The organism is Goekera deserti, from assembly GCF_010685995.1.
Lineage (GTDB): Bacteria > Actinomycetota > Actinomycetes > Mycobacteriales > Geodermatophilaceae > Goekera > Goekera deserti.
The window spans coordinates 22,788-41,149 of sequence record NZ_JAAGWK010000001.1 but is presented as its reverse complement, the minus strand read 5'-3'; the positions used below and the strand labels follow the sequence as shown (position 1 = coordinate 41,149).

Here is an 18,362-nt window from a genome sequence, read left to right as displayed (position 1 = left end):
CGCGACGCCGACCGCTCCGCGCGGGACGGCGACCGTGGCGGCAACGACCGCAGCGGTGCGGCCCGCGACGGTGGCGACCGCAACGGCGGCGACCGGAACGGTCGCGGCCAGGCAGACCGGGGTCAGGCCGACCGGGGCCAATACGACCGGGGTCAGAGCGACCGGGGTCAGAGCGACCGGGGCCAGGCCGACCGGGGTGGTCCGAACGACCGCAGCCAGAACGACCGGGGCCAGGCCGACCGGGGCCAGGCCGACCGGGGCGGCCGCAACGCCGGCCGCGACGTCGGCCCGAACCCCAACGACACCGAGGACGACGACGAGTTCGACGCCAACGGCCGCCGGCGCGGGCGCCGGTACCGGGACCGGAACCGGCGCGGGGCCAACGGCCCCGGCGGCGGCAACCGCGACCGCTTCGACCAGGGCGAGCCGACCGTCAGCGAGGACGACGTCCTGCTGCCCGTCGCCGGCATCCTCGACGTGCTGGACAACTACGCGTTCGTCCGGACGTCGGGCTACCTGACCGGGCCCAACGACGTGTACGTGTCGCTGTCGCAGGTGCGCCGCTACGGCCTGCGCCGCGGCGACGCCGTCACCGGTGCCGTGCGCCAGCCCCGCGAGGGCGAGCGCAAGGACAAGTACAACGCGATGGTGCGGCTGGACTCGGTCAACGGCCTGGACCCCGAGCAGGCCCGCAACCGGCCGGAGTTCCACAAGCTGACGCCGCTCTACCCGCAGGACCGCCTGCGGCTGGAGACCGAGCAGAACCTGCTCACCACCCGGGTGCTCGACCTGGTGATGCCGATCGGCAAGGGCCAGCGGGCCCTGATCGTGAGCCCGCCCAAGGCCGGCAAGACCATGGTGCTGCAGGCGATCGCCAACGCGATCACCACGAACAACCCCGAGGTGCACCTCATGGTGGTGCTCGTCGACGAGCGGCCCGAAGAGGTCACCGACATGCAGCGCTCGGTGAAGGGCGAGGTCATCGCCTCGACCTTCGACCGGCCGGCGACCGACCACACCACCGTGGCCGAGCTCTCCATCGAGCGGGCCAAGCGGCTGGTGGAGATGGGCCACGACGTCGTCGTGCTGCTCGACTCGATCACCCGGCTGGGCCGCGCCTACAACCTGGCGGCCCCCGCCAGCGGGCGCATCCTGTCCGGTGGCGTCGACTCGACCGCGCTGTACCCGCCCAAGCGCTTCCTCGGGGCCGCCCGCAACATCGAGAACGGCGGCTCGCTCACCATCATCGCCTCGGCGCTGGTCGAGACCGGGTCGACGATGGACACGGTGATCTTCGAGGAGTTCAAGGGCACCGGCAACGCCGAGGTCAAGCTGGACCGCCGGCTGGCGGACAAGCGGGTCTTCCCCGCGGTCGACGTCAACGCCTCCAGCACCCGCAAGGAGGAGATCCTGATGTCGCCCGACGAGCTCGCCATCGTGATCAAGCTCCGCCGGGTGCTGGCTGCGCTGGAGCCCCAGCAGGCCATCGAGCTGCTGCTCGACCGGCTGCGCAAGACCCGTACCAACGTCGAGTTCCTCATGCAGATCCAGAAGACGACGCCGGGACCCGGCAACAGCGACTGATGAAGGACCCCGCTGCCCCCCGCCACGCGCTCCGCACGCGGCGGGGCCCTGCAGCGGGGCCGACCGGGGGGCGCTGCGGCGGGGTGCATCGGGTTCTGGGATGCTGGTCCGTCGCGGGCTGGGCCACGATGCTCCCGCCTCCCGGTGGAACAAGCCCACCGGGACCGGCGTTCGACCAGACGCACCGACACAGACCAGAAGAGGCGAGTCAGCGATGAAGACCGGCATCCACCCCGATTACCACGAGACCACCGTGACCTGCGGGTGTGGCAACACCTTCACCACGCGCAGCACGGCACCGAACGGCACCTTGAACGTCGAGGTCTGCTCTGCCTGCCACCCCTTCTACACCGGCAAGCAGAAGATCCTGGACACCGGCGGTCGCGTCGCCCGCTTCGAGAAGCGGTTCGGCAAGCGCGCCGGCGCCGACGCCAAGTAGCACCCTCGACGGCGCCCGCCCCACCCTCGCGGTGGAGCGGGCGCCGTCGCCGTGTCCAGCCACCGTGACTTTTTCGGGCTCAAGTCCCCGTGACTCTTTCGGGCTCAAGTGAGGGGGTTGTCGTGAGCAGCAGCACCGACGTCGGGCCGGACCGGCTCGCCGGCCTGCTGTCCGAGCACGCCTCGCTGGAGGCAGAGCTCGCCGACCCCGCGGTGCACGCCGACCAGGCCCGCGCCCGCCGGCTCGGCCGCCGGTACGCCCAGCTCGCGCCGGTGGTGGAGACGACCCGCGCCCTGGACGCCGCCCGCGCCGACCTGTCCGCGGCCCGCGAGCTCGCCGCCGAGGACGCCTCCTTCGCCGCCGAGGCGCAGTCCTTGGAGGCGGAGATCGCGGTGCTCACCGAGCGCCTGCAGGAGCAGCTGCTGCCCAAGGACCCCGACGACGAGAAGGACGTCATCCTCGAGATCAAGGCGGGGGAGGGCGGCGCGGAGTCCGCACTGTTCGCCGGGGAGCTGCTGCGGATGTACCTGCGCTACGCCGAGCGTCGCGGCTGGGCCACCCAGGTGCTGGAGGCGGTCGACGCCGAGCTGGGTGGCTACAAGGACGTCGCGGTCGCGGTGCGCTCCCGCAGCGACGAGGGCATCTGGTCCCGGCTGAAGTTCGAGGGCGGCGTGCACCGCGTGCAGCGTGTGCCGGTCACCGAGAGCCAGGGCCGCATCCACACCTCCGCCGTCGGCGTGCTGGTGCTGCCCGAGGCCGAGGAGGTCGACGTCCAGGTCGACCCCGGTGACCTGCGCATCGACGTCTTCCGCTCCTCCGGGCCGGGTGGGCAGAGCGTCAACACCACCGACTCCGCCGTCCGGATCACCCACCTGCCCACCGGCACCGTGGTCAGCTCGCAGAACGAGAAGAGCCAGCTGCAGAACCGGGAGTCCGCGCTGCGGGTGCTGCGCTCCCGGCTGCTCGCCGCCGCTCGTGAGGACGCCGCGGCCAGCGCCTCGGACGCCCGCCGCAGCCAGGTGCGCACCGTCGACCGCAGCGAGCGCGTGCGCACCTACAACTTCCCGGAGAACCGGATCTCCGACCACCGGGTCGGCTTCAAGGCGCACAACCTGGACGCCGTGCTCGACGGGGAGCTCGACCCGGTGATCGACGCGCTGACCGCGGCGCACACCGCCGAGCTGCTCGCCTCGCACGGGGCCGGCAGCTGAGCCCCGGGCACCGTCCCGCCCGCGAGCTGCTGCGCGAGGCGGCCCGCCGGCTCACCGAGGCCGGGGTGGAGTCCCCGCGGGTCGACGCCGAGCTGCTGCTCGCGCACTGCCTCGGCGTGGCCCGCGCCCGGCTGGTCACCCTCGACGACGTGCCGGACGACGTGGCCACCCGGTTCGCCGCCCTGCTCGACCAGCGCGCGGACCGGGTGCCGCTGCAGCACCTCACCGGCACCGCGGCCTTCCGGCACCTGGAGCTCGCCGTCGGGCCCGGGGTCTTCGTGCCCAGGCCGGAGACCGAGCAGATCGCCGGCTGGGCCCTGGAGCAGCTGGCCGGCACCGACCGGCCGCGGGTCGTCGACCTGGGCAGCGGGTCCGGGGCGATCGCGCTGTCCGTCGCGCACGAGCACCCGGGCGCCCAGGTCACCGCCGTCGAGCGCGACCCGGAGGCCATCGGCTGGACCCGGCACAACGCCGAGCGGCGCAGCGCCGCCGGGGACACCCCGGTCGAGGTGCTCGCCGGCGACATGACCGACCCCGCCCTGCTCACCGACCTCGACGGCACCGTCGACCTGGTCGTCTCCAACCCGCCCTACGTGCCCGACGACGCCCGGCTGCCCCGCGAGGTGGCCGACCACGACCCACCGATGGCGCTCTGGGGCGGGCCGGACGGCCTGGACGTCGTCCGGGGGCTGCTGGACACCGCAGCCCGGCTGTTGCGGCCCGGCGGCCGGCTGGCGATCGAGCACGCCGACGCCCAGGGCGGCTCGCTGCCGGCGCTGGTGCGCGCCCACGGCCGGTGGACCGACGTCGCCGACCACCCCGACCTGGCCGGCCGCCCACGCTTCACCACCGGCACCCGCCGAGCCTGATCCCACGCCCCGGGAGACGGGTGCCCGCCCGCCGCGGGGACGGCGCCGCCGACCGCCGCGGCGCGATGGGGGAGACTCGCTGCTCGTGGCCGACACCTACGACTGCTCCGACCCCGACCAGCGCGCCGCCGGCCTGGACGCCGCCGCGGCGGCCATCGCCGCCGGTGACCTCGTGCTCCTGCCCACCGACACCGTCTACGGCGTGGCTGCCGACGCCTTCACCCCGGCGGCCGTCACCCGGCTGCTGACCGCCAAGAACCGCGGCCGGGCCATGCCGGTGCCCGTGCTGGTGGGGGAGGCCTCCACCCTGGCCGGCCTGGTGACCGTCATCCCACCCGTCGCGCACGACCTGGCCGAGGCGTTCTGGCCGGGCGGGCTGACGCTGGTGCTGGAGCACGCGCCGTCGCTGGCCTGGGACCTCGGCGACTCCGAGGGCACCGTCGCCGTCCGGCTGCCGGACGACGACCTCGCCCGCGAGCTGCTGCGCCGCACCGGCCCGCTGGCCGTGTCCAGCGCGAACCGCTCCGGCCGGCCGGCCGCGACGTCGGCGGCCGAGGCCGACCAGCAGCTGGGCACCCGCGCGGCCGTCCTGCTGGACGGCGGTGCCCGCGGTGGCTCCGGTGCCAGCACGATCGTCGACTGCACCGGCCCCGCGCCACGGCTGCTGCGGGTGGGCGCCGTGTCGCTGGCCCGGCTGCAGGAGGTCGTGCCGGCGCTCACCGACGACTGAAGGAAGGACCCCGTCGCCCCCCACCCTTCGCAAGCTCAGTGCGGGCCCCTGCGACGGGGCCGTCAGGGGCTCGGGCTCGTCGGGACGGCGCCGCCAGGTGAGCCGGTGGCCGGGATACCGTGGGCGGGTGCTCGCCCGTCCTGCTCCCGCCGTGGGCAGCTGAGCCGTGCGCGAGTACGCCGTCGTCCTGCTCACCGCGGCGCTGGTCACCTTCCTGGCCACCCCGGTGGTGCGGATGCTGGCGATCCGGCTGAAGTTGATGGCCGCCGTCCGGGACCGTGACGTGCACGTGATCCCGACGCCTCGCGGCGGGGGCGTGGCGATGTACCTCGGGGTGGCGGCGGCCATGCTGGTCGCCCACCAGCTGCCGGCGCTGCGCCGCACCTTCGAGCTGAACAGCCAGACGATCGCGGTGCTCATCGCCGGCGGGCTGATCTGCCTGCTCGGCCTGCTGGACGACCGCTTCGGCCTCGACGCGCTCACCAAGCTGACCGGCCAGATCGCCTCGGCCGGGGTGATGGTGCTGCTGGGCGTGCAGCTGGCCTTCCTCTTCCTGCCGGTCGCCGACATCGGCACCCTCGTCCTGGGCCCGGACGTCGGCGTCCCGGTGACCATCCTGCTCACCGTGATGGTCGTCAATGCGCTGAACTTCATCGACGGGCTGGACGGGCTGGCTGCCGGTGTCTCGGCGATCGCCGCGCTGGCGTTCTTCGCCTACAGCTACAACCTCGGGCTCACCGGGTACGACGACGTGGCCAGCTCCCCGGCCCTGCTGACGGCGGTGCTGGCCGGTGCGTGCCTGGGGTTCCTGCCGCACAACTTCAACCCGGCGCGCATCTTCATGGGCGACTCCGGCTCCATGCTGGTCGGGCTGATGCTGTCCGCGGCTGCGGTGTCGGCGACCGGCCGGGTCGACCCGCAGTCCTTCGACTCCGCGGCGAGCGTGCTGCCGCTGGCGCTGCCCCTGCTGGTGCCGATCGCCATCCTGTTCATCCCGTTCATCGACCTGGTGATGGCGGTCGTGCGGCGCACCCGCAAGGGCCAGTCGCCGTTCTCCCCGGACAAGATGCACCTGCACCACCGGCTGCTGGCCATCGGCCACTCGCACCGCCGTGCCGTGCTGATCATGTACTTCTGGGCGGCGCTGCTCAGCTTCGGCGCGGTGGCGCTGAGCATCACCGGGGGCACCGCGGAGGTGCTGGTCGTCGTCGCCGTGCTGCTGGTCGTCGGCGTGGTCAGCGTGCTCAGCCCGCGGGCCGGGCGCGCCGCCCGCGCGCAGCGGCTGGCCGAGATCGAGGCCCAGCGCACCCGCAGCCGGATGGCCCACCCGAGCGCCCGGTACGAGCGCGAGCAGCGGGCGGCCGCCGAGCGCGGGCTCCCGCTGCCCGTGCCGCCGCGGCCTGCTCCGCCACCGCCCCCGGCGCCCACGCCTGCCCCGGCTGGCAGGCTCACCCCGTGAGCCCCTCCTCCCCGCCCCGCCCGGGCAGCGCGGGTCCGCGCAGTGACGCCCCCTGGGACCTGTCCTTCCTGCGGGTGGGCGCGCTGACAGCGCTGGTGCTCACCGTGGTGGCCGTGCCGGTGGTCGCGGTCGTCGCCGGGTGGCCGCAGGCGTGGGGCGTGCTGCTGGGGGCAGCGGTGGTCACCGCGTTCTTCTGCCTGTCCGGCCTGGTCGTGGCCTGGGCGGGGAAGATCGACGACACGTTCACCCTGCCGGCTGCCCTGGGCATGTTCTTCGTCAAGGCGCTGGTGCTGTTCTCGCTGCTCAACGCCCTGCCGGTGGACGGGTGGCTCGACCGTCGCGCGGTCGCCTGGACCGTGGTGGTCGGCGCCCTGGCCTGGAGCGGTGTGCAGCTGCGCTGGGTCTGGACCCGGCAGCTCTACTACGTGCCCCCGCCGGCCCCGCCGGCCGCCGACCGTCCCTTGCTGGACCGGGCGGGAGAGGGTGGCGTGCGGCCGGTCGCGCCCGGAGAGTCATCGCAGGCACCGCCGCCGTCACCGCCGTCCGGGGGCTGAGCCGCCCGCGGCCCTGGCCCGACATCCCGCGGAAACAGGGCTGATAGTGTCCCCTCGCGATGGCCGACGACACCTCCACCCGCGGAGCCGCTCGGCGTCCACCTGCCCGGTCGGCCCACCCGTCCACCAACGGGGCGGAGATCGGCTACGCGGTCGTCGGGACCATGGTCTCCGGCATGGCCGTGTGGGGTGGGATCGGCTGGCTCCTCGACAACTGGCTGGGCATCACCCTGTTCTTCCCGGTGGGCGTGCTCGTCGGCATGGCACTGGCCATCTTCATGGTGGTCAAGCGGTACGGCGCCCCTGACCCGGTCCCCGGGTCCGGCGCCCGCACGACCTCGGGCACACGACGGAACCGGCCGGTGCCCGGGAACCAGACGCAGAAGGGACAACGGTGACCTCCAGCGCCATCGCGCTCGGGAACGTGCTCGCTGTGGAGAGCGACAGCGGCGACACGGGCTTCCAGGCTCCTGGCCTCGGTGAGTTCTTCCCCGAGGCCATCGCCCGGTTCTCGCTCCTCGGGATCGACTTCGAGATCACCCGGATCACGCTGATCCTCTGGGTGGCGACGCTGGCCATGACGGCGTTCCTCTACTTCTCCTCCCGCAAGGCCTCGATCGTGCCCGGGCGGCTCCAGTTCGCCGGGGAGAGCGGCTACTCCCTCGTCCGGGACGGGATCGCCCGCGACGTGGTCGGCCCCAAGGGCGTGCCCTTCGCGCCGTTCCTGGCCTCGCTGTTCTTCTTCATCCTGGCGAACAACTTCATGGCGATCGTGCCGCTGGCGCAGATCTCGCCGATGAGCAAGTTCGCCTTCCCGGTCGTGCTCGCGATCATCTGCTACGTCCTCTACATCTACGTGGGCATCCGCGAGCAGGGCGCAGCGAAGTACTTCAAGGACATCTTCTTCCTGCCGGGCGTGCCCGGCTACATGTACGTGCTGGTCACGCCCATCGAGGTGCTGCAGAACTTCGTCGTGCGGCCGGTGACCCTGGCCATCCGGCTCTTCGCCAACATGTTCGCCGGCCACATGCTGCTGGTGGTGTTCTCCCTCGGCGCTGTCTACCTGTTCCAGGTCGGCAACTTCTCCGCCGTCTTCGGCCCGATCTCGGCGCTGATGGCGATCGTGATGACGTTCTTCGAGCTGCTGGTGATCATCCTGCAGGCCTACGTGTTCACCGTGCTGATGGGCACCTACCTCAACGCCTCGCTCGAGGCCGAGCACTGAGCCGCGCCACCCGGGCCTGACCGGCCCGCGGCCTCACCGGCCCCCCAGGACCGCACCACCGCAGGACCCCGCAAGCCGCCCGGCGCCCCGCCGGGCGACGACACAGGAGGAACACCCCGCAATGAACGAGGTTCTCGCAGAGCTCACCGGCGACATCGGCTCGGTCGGATACGGCCTCGCCGCCATCGGCCCCGGCATCGGTGTCGGCATCGTGTGGGCCGCCTACATCCAGGCCACCGCCCGCCAGCCCGAGTCGGCCGGCCTGACGCGTACCTACGCCTTCCTCGGGTTCGCCCTCTCCGAGGCGCTGGCCCTCATCGGCTTCGTCGCCCCCTTCATCTACTGATCCACCGCCGAGTCGCGTCGCCTCGCCTCGAGACAGGGACACTGAGCGCATGATCAACATCGCAGCGGAGAGCTCGAACCCGCTGATCCCGCCGGTCGGCGAGATCATCATCGGGTTCATCGCCTTCGGGGTGCTGGCCTTCGTGGTGATGAAGTTCGTCGCCCCGCAGTTCGAGAAGGCCTTCGTGGCCCGACGGGACGCGATCGAGGGCGGCATGGAGCGGGCCGAGGCCATGCAGGCCGAGGCCAAGGCATCGCTGGAGCAGTACCGCGCCCAGCTCGCCGAGGCACGCAACGAGGCGGCGCAGATCCGCGACACCGCCCGGGCCGAGGGCCAGCAGATCCTCGAGGAGCTGCGCGCCCAGGCCCAGGAGGAGTCCGCCCGCATCGTCGCCCGCGGCGAGGAGCAGCTGGCAGCCTCCCGGCAGCAGGTCGTCAACGAGCTGCGCGGCCAGATCGGCACCATGGCCGTCCAGCTGGCCGGCCGGGTCGTCGGGGAGTCCCTCGAGGACGACGCCCGCCGTCGGGGCACCGTCGACCGCTTCCTCGACGAGCTCGGCTCCATGAGCGCCAGCACCTCCGGTGCACCCGCCGGCACCCCCTCCGGGTCCACGGGTGGCAGCACCGGCGCGACGGCGTACACGCCGGGGGCTCCCGCCTGATGGACGCCTCCAGTCGCGCGGCGATCGTCGAGGCGCGCACCCGCCTCGACGCCGTCGCCGCGGGTCAGGGCGGCGACGCCCTGCTCGCACTCGCCGACGAGCTGTTCGCCGTGGCCCACCTGCTCGACGGCCAGCCCACGCTGCGCCGAGCGCTGGCCGACGCGTCGGCACGGCCGGAGGACCGCGCGGGCCTGGTCCAGCGGCTGCTCGGCCAGCAGGTCTCGGCCGGCACCCTCGAGGTCGTCCAGGCGGTGGCGCGGGCCCGCTGGTCCCGCCCGCTGGACCTGGTCGAGGCCACCGAGACCCTCGCCCGCGAGGCGGCCCTGGACGCCGCCGAGCAGCGCGGGGAGCTCGACAGCGTCGAGGACGAGCTGTTCCGGTTCGGCCGGATCATCGGCGGCGACCCGGAGCTGACCCGCCTGCTCGGCGACCGCTCGGCCTCCCGCGAGGGCAAGACCGTCCTGCTCGACCGCCTGCTCGGCGGCCGGGTGAGCCCGGTCACCGAGCGCCTGGTGCGGAACTCCCTCACCAGCCCGCACGTGCACAACGCGGAGAACTCGGTGGAGCGGCTCTCCGAGCTGGCCTCCAGCCGGCGTGGCCGCTCGGTCGCGCACATCACCAGCGCCGTCCCGCTCAGCCCCGAGCAGGAGCAGCGCCTGGCCGGTCTGCTCGAGCGCATGTACGGCCGGCCGGTGGGTCTCCAGATCGCCGTCGACCGTGAGGTGCTCGGCGGGCTGGTCATCCGGGTCGGGGACGAGGTCATCGACGGCAGCGTCGCCCACCGTCTCGACGAGGCCGGACGACGGCTGGCCGGCTGACCCACCTGCACCGCCGCACCACCCCAGCGCCGCACCGCGCGTGCACTCACTGACAGACCTGAGCAGGGAAGAGGACGCCACCATGGCCGAGCTGACGATCTCCGCAGACGAGATCCGCAGTGCGATCCAGAACTACGTCACCGACTACAAGCCGGACGTGTCCCGGGAAGAGGTCGGGATCGTCACCGAGGCCGGAGACGGCATCGCCCGGGTCGAGGGCCTGCCCTCGGTCATGACCAACGAGCTGCTCGAGTTCGAGGGCGGCGTCCGCGGCCTGGCGCTGAACCTCGACGTCCGCGAGATCGGCGTCGTCATCCTCGGTGACTTCGCGTCGCTGGAGGAGGGCCAGACCGTGCGCCGCACCGGCGAGGTGCTCTCCGCGCCCGTCGGTGACGCCTTCCTCGGCCGTGTCGTCGACCCGCTGGGCAACCCGATCGACGGCGCCGGCCCGATCGCGGCCACCGAGCGCCGCGCGCTGGAGCTGCAGGCGCCCACCGTGGTGCAGCGCCAGTCGGTGAAGGAGCCGATGCAGACCGGCCTCAAGGCCGTCGACGCCATGACGCCCATCGGGCGCGGTCAGCGTCAGCTGATCATCGGTGACCGGCAGACCGGCAAGTCGGCCATCGCGATCGACACGATCATCAACCAGAAGCAGGCCTGGGCGACCGGCGACCCGGCCCAGCAGGTGCGCTGCATCTACGTCGCGGTCGGCCAGAAGGGCTCGACGATCGCCGCCACCCGCGCGGCCCTCGAGGACGCCGGCGCGATGGAGTACACGACCATCGTCGCCGCACCCGCCTCCGAGCCCGCCGGCTTCAAGTACATCGCCCCCTACACCGGCTCGGCCATCGGCCAGCACTGGATGTACGAGGGCAAGCACGTCCTCATCGTCTTCGACGACCTGTCCAAGCAGGCCGAGGCCTACCGCGCCGTCTCGCTGCTGCTGCGCCGCCCGCCGGGTCGCGAGGCCTACCCGGGCGACGTGTTCTACCTGCACTCGCGGCTGCTCGAGCGCTGCGCGAAGCTCTCCGACGAGCTCGGTGGCGGGTCGATGACCGGCCTGCCGCTGGTGGAGACCAAGGGCAACGACGTGTCGGCCTACATCCCGACCAACGTCATCTCGATCACCGACGGGCAGATCTTCCTGGAGACCAGCCTCTTCAACTCCGGTGTGCGCCCGGCCATCAACGTCGGCATCTCGGTGTCCCGCGTCGGTGGTTCGGCGCAGGTCAAGGCGATGCGCTCGGTCGCCGGCCGGCTCCGCCTGGACCTGGCCCAGTTCCGCGAGCTGGAGGCGTTCTCCTCCTTCTCCTCGGACCTGGACGCCTCCTCCCGGGCCACCCTGGACCGCGGCCAGCGACTGGTCGAGCTGCTCAAGCAGGGCCAGTTCTCGCCGTACCCGGTGGAGAAGCAGGTCGTCTCGCTGTGGCTGGGCACCACCGGCAAGCTGGACAAGGTCCCGGTGCCGGAGGTCCGCCGCTTCGAGCGCGAGTTCCTGGAGTTCATCGGCCGCGGCGACAACGTCGTGTTCGACTCGATCCGCAGCTCGGGCAAGCTGGAGGACGACACCGTGAGCAGCCTCGAGCGCGCGGTCGAGACGTTCATGGGCCAGTACCGCACCAGCGACGACGAGTCCCTCGTGCAGGACGAGCCGGTCGAGGCCATGGCGGCGGGCGACCGCGGCCAGGAGCGCGTCCAGGTCAAGCGGGCCAACTGACATGGCCGGTTCCCTCCGCGCGCTGCGCCGGCGCATCCGCTCCACCCGGTCGACGAAGAAGATCTTCTCGGCGCAGGAGCTGATCGCCGGTGCGCGCATCGTGCGCGCCCAGGCCCGGGTGGAGGCCTCCAAGCCCTACGCCCGCGAGATCACCCGCGTGCTCTCCGCGCTGGCCGGCTCGGCGAGCCTGGACCACCCGCTGCTCACCGAGCGGGACCAGCCTCGGCGGGTGGCGGTGCTGGTGATCACGTCCGACCGCGGGTTCGCCGGGTCGTACAACGTGAACGTCCTGCGCCGCACCGAGGAGCTGCTCGGCCTGCTGCGCAACGAGGGCAAGGACCCGGTGCTGTACGTCGTCGGCCGCAAGGGCGAGACGTACTACCGCTTCCGTGACCGTCAGGTCGAGGACAGCTGGACCGGCTTCTCCGAGCAGCCCGGCTACGAGGACGCGCAGCGGGTGGGCAGCACGCTCATCGAGTCGTTCACCGCCGGCCTGGACGACGACGACGCGGGCGGCGGGGGCGCCGACGGCGTCCTCGGCGTCGACGAGCTGCACATCGTCTACACCGAGTTCCGCTCCCTGCTCGCCCAGGTGCCCGTCGCGAAGCGGATGGCGCCCCTGGAGGTCGAGGAGGTGGAGCAGTTCGACGACGAGCGCGCGGACGCCGCCGCCGGGAACAGCCGCTCGGAGGTCCCGACCTCCTACGAGTTCGAGCCCTCGGCGGAGGCACTGCTCGACGCCCTGCTGCCGAAGTACATCACCACCCGCATCTACGCGGCGATGCTCGAGTCGGCCGCATCGGAGTCGGCGTCGCGACGCCGCGCGATGAAGTCGGCCTCGGACAACGCGGAGGAGCTGGCGAAGAACCTGTCCCGCCAGGCCAACGCCGCCCGGCAGGCGGAGATCACCCAGGAGATCAGCGAGATCGTCGGCGGTGCCGACGCGCTGGTCACCGCAGGTTCGGACAACTAGCACGCCCCCCACCCCGGCGGCACGCGCCGCCGGGGTGGGGGACCATCGAGACACGACCACCAGACCCGAGAGTCGACCTGGGCGCAGGCGCCCGAGGGCAGGAGAGCTGTACAGATGACCGTCACCGAGGACCGAACGAGCACCCAGACCGGCACCGGCCGCGTCGTCCGGGTCACCGGGCCCGTCGTCGACGTCGAGTTCCCCCGCGACGCGATGCCGGACCTCTTCAACGCCCTGCAGGTCGAGGTCACCCTGGCCGAGATGGGCAAGACGCTGACCCTCGAGGTCGCCCAGCACCTGGGTGACAACGTGGTCCGCACGATCTCCATGGCGCCCACCGACGGCCTGGTCCGGGGTGCTCCCGTGCGCGACACCGGCTCGGCCATCTCCGTGCCGGTCGGCGAGGCCGTCACCGGCCACGTCTTCAACGCCCTCGGCGAGTGCCTGGACACCCCCGGCTACGGCGCCGACGCCCCGCACTGGACGATCCACCGGCACGCGCCGAAGTTCGACCAGCTCGAGGGCCGCACCGAGCTGCTGGAGACCGGCATCAAGGTCATCGACCTGCTGACGCCCTACGTCAAGGGCGGGAAGATCGGCCTGTTCGGCGGGGCCGGCGTGGGCAAGACCGTGCTCATCCAGGAGATGATCCGCCGGGTCGCCCAGGAGTTCGGTGGCGTGTCGGTGTTCGCCGGGGTCGGCGAGCGCACCCGTGAGGGCAACGACCTCATCACCGAGATGACCGAGTCCGGCGTCATCAACTCCACCGCGCTGGTGTTCGGCCAGATGGACGAGCCGCCGGGCACCCGGCTGCGGGTCGCGCTGTCCGCGCTGACGATGGCGGAGTACTTCCGCGACGAGATCCAGCAGGACGTGCTGCTGTTCATCGACAACATCTTCCGGTTCACGCAGGCCGGCTCCGAGGTGTCCACGCTGCTCGGCCGCATGCCGTCCGCGGTGGGCTACCAGCCCACGCTGGCCGACGAGATGGGCGAGCTGCAGGAGCGGATCACCTCGACCCGTGGCCGCTCGATCACCTCGCTGCAGGCGATCTACGTGCCCGCCGACGACATCACCGACCCGGCGCCGCACACCACGTTCGCCCACCTCGACGCGACGACCGTGCTCAGCCGGCCGATCTCGGAGAAGGGCATCTACCCCGCCGTCGACCCGCTGGACTCCACCAGCCGGATCCTCGACGCCCAGTACGTCGGGCAGGAGCACTACGACACCGCCCGCGAGGTGCAGCGGATCCTGCAGCGCTACCAGGAGCTGCAGGACATCATCGCGATCCTCGGCATCGACGAGCTCGGTGAGGAGGACAAGGTCACCGTGAACCGGGCCCGCCGCATCGAGCGGTTCCTCTCCCAGAACATGTTCGTGGCCGAGGCCTTCACCGGGCAGCCCGGCTCCTACGTCCCGCTCAGCGAGACGCTGGAGTCGTTCAAGGCCGTCGCGGCCGGCGAGTACGACCACGTGCCCGAGCAGGCGTTCTTCATGTGCGGTGGGCTCGAGGACCTCGAGCGGAACGCCGCCAAGCTCAAGAAGTAAACACCCCGTTCCCCTCAGCCCTCGTTCCTCGGGCCGAGCCTCTGAACGGGGCCGGGCGGAGCCCTCCTGGTGTTGCCAGGGGGCTCCGCCCTTCTCGTTCCTCGGGGCCGAGCCGCTGGAGGGAGTCGGGCGGAGCTCTCCCGGGTCGTCCGGGGGCCGAGGAGGCTCCTGAGCAGGCCGGCGGAGTGCTGCCCCCGTGGGTCACGGGGTTCGACGACGGCCGGGCTGCCCTCCCAGGGGTGGCCCGGCCGTCGTCGTGTGCGGTCGTGACCGGGTTGTGACCTGTTCTGGCCCGGAAGAGTGGACTTTCCCGGTGTGGGACCGTGTTCGCGGGTAGGACGGCAGAACATGACGGGACGGCGCCTGATCGACGGGCGCGACGGTGGGAGATCGACAGTGGACGACAGCGTGGCACCGGTGGACGCGGCCGAGTCGGCGGCGCCCGGTGGGCTGTCGCCGGCCGACGACCTCGACTGGACCTGGCCGCCCTTCGGTCCGCTGGACGAGGGTGGTGGCCAGCGGTTCGTCACCGAGGAGTGGGCGCCTGCCTCGACGGTGCGTCGCCCCCTGGTCCGCCTGGGCCGCTGGACGCTCGTCTACCGGCGCGGCAACACGCCGGGCAGCTGCTGAGTCGTCCGGCGGGACACGCCCGGGGGCACGCCACCGGTGCGCAGCTAGAGTGGGCGGGAACCGTCACCTGGTCCGGAGCCCGGACCGGTGACCTGAGCACCGTCTCATCGTGGACCCGAGGAGTGTCGTGGCGACCCTGCAGGTCGATCTGGTGGCTGTCGAGAAGAAGATCTGGTCCGGTGAGGCCAGCATGGTCATCGCCCGCACCACCGAGGGCGAGATCGGGGTGCTCCCCGGCCACGCCCCGCTGCTCGGCGAGCTGGCACCGGGTGGCGTCGTCCGCATCCGCGTCGTCGACGGCGAGGACCTGGTCGTGGCCGCCCACGGCGGCTTCCTGTCGGTGACCGGCAAGGGCGTCTCCATCCTCGCCGAGACCGCCGAGCTCTCCAGCGACATCGACGTCGAGCGGGCCCGGGCGGCGCTGCGCAACGCCGAGTCCGGCGACGACGACGAGTCGCTGGCCGCCGCCCGCCGCGCCCAGTCGCGACTGCGCGCCGCCGGCCAGGACGCCTGAGGCCCTGAGCGCGCCACGTACGCCGGCTGAGCAGGGCCGACCCCGGTGACCACGCTGGTGCTGGTTGCCGGGGGCGTGCTGCTCGTCGCGGTCGTGGTCGCGTTCCTGCTGCGCCGGCGTTTCCTGCTGTCCGGGCTGGGGGCGGTCACCATGTGGCTGCGCCCCGGCGGCGCACCCCGATGGGCGGTGGGCGTCGCCTGGTTCAGCGGGGACAGCCTCAACTGGTACCGGGCGGTCTCCCTGTCGGTCCGCCCGCAGCGCCGGCTGTGCCGTGCCGAGCTCGTCGTCCAGGAGAGCCGGCGGGCCACGCACGAGGACCTCGCGCTGCCGGTGGACACCGTGGTGCTCACCTGCCGCACCGCATCGGGTGCCCAGGAGCTGGCCATGGACGCCTCGACGGTGACCGGGTTCCTGTCCTGGGTCGAGTCCGCGCCCCCCGCCACCCGCTGAGGCGCGGGCACCCGTCGCCGTACGGAAGGGCGCCGGGTGCCCTCGGCTGCCGGCTCAGGACTCCCGGGCGGCCCGCTGGGCGTGGACGCCGCTGTGCGCGCCGGGCTCCCACAGCACGTCCCCGCCCGGGTTGGCCACGCGGGACAGGATGAACAGCAGGTCCGAGAGCCGGTTCAGGTAGCGGGCGGGCTCGGCGTTGACCCGCTGGGCATCGACCTCGATCAGCGCCCAGACGCTGCGCTCGGCCCGCCGGACGACGGTGCGCGCCTGGTGCAGCAGCGCCCCGGCGGCGGTGCCGCCGGGCAGGATGAAGCTGTCCAGCTTGGGCAGCTCGGCGTTCCAGCTGTCGCAGGCCTCCTCCAGCCGCTCGGTGTAGGCCGGGGTGACCCGCAGTGGCGGGTACTCCGGCTCGGACACCAGCGGGGTGCAGAGGTCGGCACCGAGGTCGAACAGGTCGTTCTGCACGCTGCGCAGCAGTTCGACCACCGGGGCGGCCGGGGCACCGACGGCGATCGCCACCCCGATGACGCTGTTGGCCTCGTCGACGTCGGCGTAGGCGGTCAGTCGCCGGTCGGTCTTGGCGACCCGGCTCATGTCGCCGAGGTGGGTCTGGCCCTCGTCGCCGGTCTTCGTGTAGATGCGGGTCAGGCGGACGGTCATGACCGGAGCGTAGGTGAGGGACCCTGCTGCCCCCGGCCCCGTCCCCGGGCTCGCCCGAGCCTGCGAGTGGGAGGACGGGGTCCTCCCACTCGCGGCGGGCCCCCGCAGCAGTGGCCGTACTGCCACTGCTCCCGCACGAGCCGGCCGAGGGGCGTGCGCACTCGTCGTCGAGGCGTGTCGGGAGAGCGTCGTAGGGTGACCGGGTGGAGTGCTTCGAGGTGGTCGGTGGCACGGCGCTGACCGGCCGGGTCCGGGTGACGGGTGCCAAGAACAGCTCGCTGAAGCTGATGGCGGCCGCTCTGCTCGCCGCCGGGCGCACCACCATCGAGGAGGTCCCCGACATCCTCGACGTCTCGATCATGAGCGAGGTGCTGCGCCGGTTGGGGTGCACCGTGGCGTTCCGGCCCACCGGCTCGGGCAGCGGCGTGGTGGAGATCGACGTCCCCGAGGCGCCGTCCACCGAGACCGACTACGACCTGGTGCGGCGGATGCGCGCCTCGATCAGCGTGCTGGGCCCGCTGGTGGCCCGCTGTGGGACGGCGAAGGTGGCCCTGCCCGGCGGCGACGCCATCGGGTCGCGCGGGTTGGACATGCACGTCAGCGGGCTGGAGAAGCTCGGCGCCACCGTCGTGAGCGAGCACGGCTTCCTGATCGCCACCGCGCCCACGCTGGTCGGCACGTCGATCTGGCTGGACTTCCCGTCGGTCGGCGCCACCGAGAACCTGGTCATGGCCGCGGCCCTGGCCACCGGCAGCACCGTCATCGACAACGCGGCCCGGGAACCGGAGATCGTCGACCTCTGCTCGATGCTCACCGCCATGGGCGCGCAGATCGAGGGCGCCGGCACCTCCACGCTCACCGTGCAGGGCGTGGAGTCGTTGTCCCCGGTGAGGTACACGACGGTGCCCGACCGCATCGTCGCCGGCACCTGGGCGATCGGTGCGGTGATGACCCGGGGCGACGTGGTCATCGAGCGCGCCGTGGCCGACCACCTCGTGGTGCCGCTGGACAAGCTGGCCTCGGCCGGGGCGCACGTGGAGGAGGTCGAGGGCGGCATCCGGGTGGCCATGGACGAGCGGCCGCGCTGCGTGGACATCGTCACGCTGCCGTTCCCCGGGTTCCCGACCGACCTGCAGCCGATGGCGGTCGCGCTGGCCGCGGTGTCCACCGGCACGGCGCTGATCACCGAGAACGTGTTCGAGGGCCGGTTCATGTTCGTCAACGAGCTGGTGCGCCTGGGCGCCGACGTGCGCATCGACGGCCACCACGCGGTGGTCCGCGGCCGGGAGCGGCTCTCCAGCGCCCCGGTGCTGGCCACCGACATCCGGGCCGGCGCCGGGTTGGTGCTCGCCGGCCTGCTGTCCGACGGCGTGACCGAGGTGCAGGACGTGCACCACGTCGACCGTGGCTACCCGGACTTCGTCGGTCAGCTGCGCGGCCTCGGCGTCCAGATCGAGCGCACCACCCGCCCCTGACGACGACGTCGGCGGCCACCTCCCCTCCTGCACCCTCTCTGTACAGAAAGTGCGGGAGGGTCGCGTACAGCGTGGTCCGGGCGGGTCAGGCGCCGTGGGAGAAGGAGGCGGCGAGAGTGCGGGCCCGGGCGGCGTCCTCCGGGAACACCAGGACGTCGGCCCGGTGCGCGGCGGGGAAGCGGATCGTCGAGCGGATGCCCGCGTCGGAGAGCACGGCCCGCAGCGCCAGCGCCGTCTCGCGGCGGGGCAGCGTGGCGACCCGGGTGAGCAGGCCCTCCTCCGGGGTGGACGCGCGACGCGTGGGCGCACCCGAGCCGAAGGCCCACCGCAGGAACAGGGCGAGCAGGCCCACCATGAGCAGCGCCACAACCGGTCCGACGAGGAAGTTCAAGCTGCCGGCCGAGATGGACACCCGCACACCCTCCGGTCGCACGCCCCGGCTGCCCGGGGTCACCTGTGACCCGAGTGTGCCACCGCTGAGCCCCGGACGGGGGAG

General features: G+C 72.7%; 21 protein-coding genes. 19 read left to right on the top strand and 2 right to left on the bottom strand.

Going from position 1 to position 18,362, the window contains the following annotated elements:
- From rho to G1H19_RS00115, 18 genes are all read left to right on the top strand, one after another.
- Positions 1-1,584, top strand: a 1,584-nt coding sequence (gene rho / locus G1H19_RS00200; protein WP_163638765.1) for a transcription termination factor Rho, incomplete at its 5' end; no start/stop codon positions are given.
- A 214-nt stretch (positions 1,585-1,798) separates the two neighbouring features.
- The gene (gene rpmE, locus G1H19_RS00195) at positions 1,799-2,023 is read left to right on the top strand and encodes a 50S ribosomal protein L31 (protein ID WP_152731360.1); all 225 of its coding nucleotides are present in this window, start codon (positions 1,799-1,801) and stop codon (positions 2,021-2,023) included.
- 122 nt (positions 2,024-2,145) lie between these two features.
- A complete protein-coding gene (prfA, locus tag G1H19_RS00190; protein ID WP_162393462.1) occupies positions 2,146-3,234 on the top strand; it encodes a peptide chain release factor 1 in 1,089 nt (362 codons plus the stop codon).
- Positions 3,231-4,103 carry a peptide chain release factor N(5)-glutamine methyltransferase gene (prmC, locus tag G1H19_RS00185; RefSeq protein ID WP_152731361.1) on the top strand — a complete coding sequence of 291 codons (873 nt, stop codon included), beginning with the start codon at positions 3,231-3,233 and terminating at the stop codon, positions 4,101-4,103. Before prfA ends, prmC begins: the two co-directional genes overlap by 4 nt.
- 85 nt (positions 4,104-4,188) lie before the next feature.
- A complete protein-coding gene (locus tag G1H19_RS00180) occupies positions 4,189-4,833 on the top strand; it encodes an L-threonylcarbamoyladenylate synthase (protein ID WP_162393463.1) in 645 nt (214 codons plus the stop codon).
- A gap of 166 nt (positions 4,834-4,999) precedes the next feature.
- On the top strand, positions 5,000-6,292 hold the full coding sequence (locus G1H19_RS00175) for a glycosyltransferase family 4 protein (RefSeq protein ID WP_162393464.1): 1,293 nt from the start codon (positions 5,000-5,002) through the stop codon (positions 6,290-6,292).
- Entirely contained in the window at positions 6,289-6,846 is a 558-nt protein-coding gene (locus G1H19_RS00170) for a hypothetical protein (RefSeq protein ID WP_235928321.1), read from the top strand. The genes G1H19_RS00175 and G1H19_RS00170 overlap by 4 nt, the downstream gene beginning before the upstream one ends.
- A 59-nt stretch (positions 6,847-6,905) precedes the next feature.
- The gene (locus G1H19_RS00165) at positions 6,906-7,244 is read left to right on the top strand and encodes an AtpZ/AtpI family protein (RefSeq protein ID WP_152731363.1); all 339 of its coding nucleotides are present in this window, start codon (positions 6,906-6,908) and stop codon (positions 7,242-7,244) included.
- Positions 7,241-8,071: a F0F1 ATP synthase subunit A gene (atpB, locus tag G1H19_RS00160; protein ID WP_162393465.1), complete on the top strand. Its 831-nt coding sequence runs from the start codon at positions 7,241-7,243 to the stop codon at positions 8,069-8,071. The genes G1H19_RS00165 and atpB overlap by 4 nt, the downstream gene beginning before the upstream one ends.
- A 121-nt stretch (positions 8,072-8,192) precedes the next feature.
- Complete coding sequence (gene atpE / locus G1H19_RS00155) at positions 8,193-8,417, top strand: ATP synthase F0 subunit C (RefSeq protein ID WP_152731364.1); 225 nt, start codon at positions 8,193-8,195, stop codon at positions 8,415-8,417.
- A 49-nt stretch (positions 8,418-8,466) separates the two neighbouring features.
- Positions 8,467-9,078 carry a F0F1 ATP synthase subunit B gene (locus G1H19_RS00150; protein WP_152731365.1) on the top strand — a complete coding sequence of 204 codons (612 nt, stop codon included), beginning with the start codon at positions 8,467-8,469 and terminating at the stop codon, positions 9,076-9,078.
- A complete protein-coding gene (locus G1H19_RS00145) occupies positions 9,078-9,896 on the top strand; it encodes a F0F1 ATP synthase subunit delta (protein WP_152731366.1) in 819 nt (272 codons plus the stop codon). Before G1H19_RS00150 ends, G1H19_RS00145 begins: the two co-directional genes overlap by 1 nt.
- 82 nt (positions 9,897-9,978) lie before the next feature.
- The gene (gene atpA / locus G1H19_RS00140; RefSeq protein WP_152731367.1) at positions 9,979-11,613 is read left to right on the top strand and encodes a F0F1 ATP synthase subunit alpha; all 1,635 of its coding nucleotides are present in this window, start codon (positions 9,979-9,981) and stop codon (positions 11,611-11,613) included.
- Between the two features lies 1 nt (position 11,614).
- On the top strand, positions 11,615-12,586 hold the full coding sequence (locus G1H19_RS00135; protein WP_152731368.1) for a F0F1 ATP synthase subunit gamma: 972 nt from the start codon (positions 11,615-11,617) through the stop codon (positions 12,584-12,586).
- Between the two features lie 114 nt (positions 12,587-12,700).
- Positions 12,701-14,137: a F0F1 ATP synthase subunit beta gene (gene atpD, locus G1H19_RS00130; protein ID WP_152731369.1), complete on the top strand. Its 1,437-nt coding sequence runs from the start codon at positions 12,701-12,703 to the stop codon at positions 14,135-14,137.
- Between the two features lie 396 nt (positions 14,138-14,533).
- Entirely contained in the window at positions 14,534-14,767 is a 234-nt protein-coding gene (locus G1H19_RS00125) for a hypothetical protein (RefSeq protein ID WP_152731370.1), read from the top strand.
- 127 nt (positions 14,768-14,894) lie between these two features.
- Positions 14,895-15,281 carry a F0F1 ATP synthase subunit epsilon gene (locus G1H19_RS00120; protein ID WP_162393466.1) on the top strand — a complete coding sequence of 129 codons (387 nt, stop codon included), beginning with the start codon at positions 14,895-14,897 and terminating at the stop codon, positions 15,279-15,281.
- A 45-nt stretch (positions 15,282-15,326) separates the two neighbouring features.
- Positions 15,327-15,731: a DUF2550 domain-containing protein gene (locus G1H19_RS00115; protein WP_162393467.1), complete on the top strand. Its 405-nt coding sequence runs from the start codon at positions 15,327-15,329 to the stop codon at positions 15,729-15,731.
- A 54-nt stretch (positions 15,732-15,785) separates the two neighbouring features.
- Here G1H19_RS00115 and G1H19_RS00110 read toward each other — a convergent pair whose 3' ends face one another.
- Positions 15,786-16,391: a cob(I)yrinic acid a,c-diamide adenosyltransferase gene (locus tag G1H19_RS00110; RefSeq protein ID WP_152731371.1), complete on the bottom strand. Its 606-nt coding sequence runs from the start codon at positions 16,389-16,391 to the stop codon at positions 15,786-15,788.
- A gap of 203 nt (positions 16,392-16,594) precedes the next feature.
- On the opposite strand from G1H19_RS00110, the gene murA reads away from it, so the two are divergent.
- Positions 16,595-17,866, top strand: a complete 1,272-nt coding sequence (gene murA, locus G1H19_RS00105) for a UDP-N-acetylglucosamine 1-carboxyvinyltransferase (RefSeq protein ID WP_162393468.1) — start codon at positions 16,595-16,597, stop codon at positions 17,864-17,866.
- Positions 17,867-17,951: 85 nt separating this feature from the next.
- Here murA and G1H19_RS00100 read toward each other — a convergent pair whose 3' ends face one another.
- On the bottom strand, positions 17,952-18,278 hold the full coding sequence (locus G1H19_RS00100; protein WP_162393469.1) for a hypothetical protein: 327 nt from the start codon (positions 18,276-18,278) through the stop codon (positions 17,952-17,954).
- Positions 18,279-18,362: the final 84 nt, after the last annotated feature.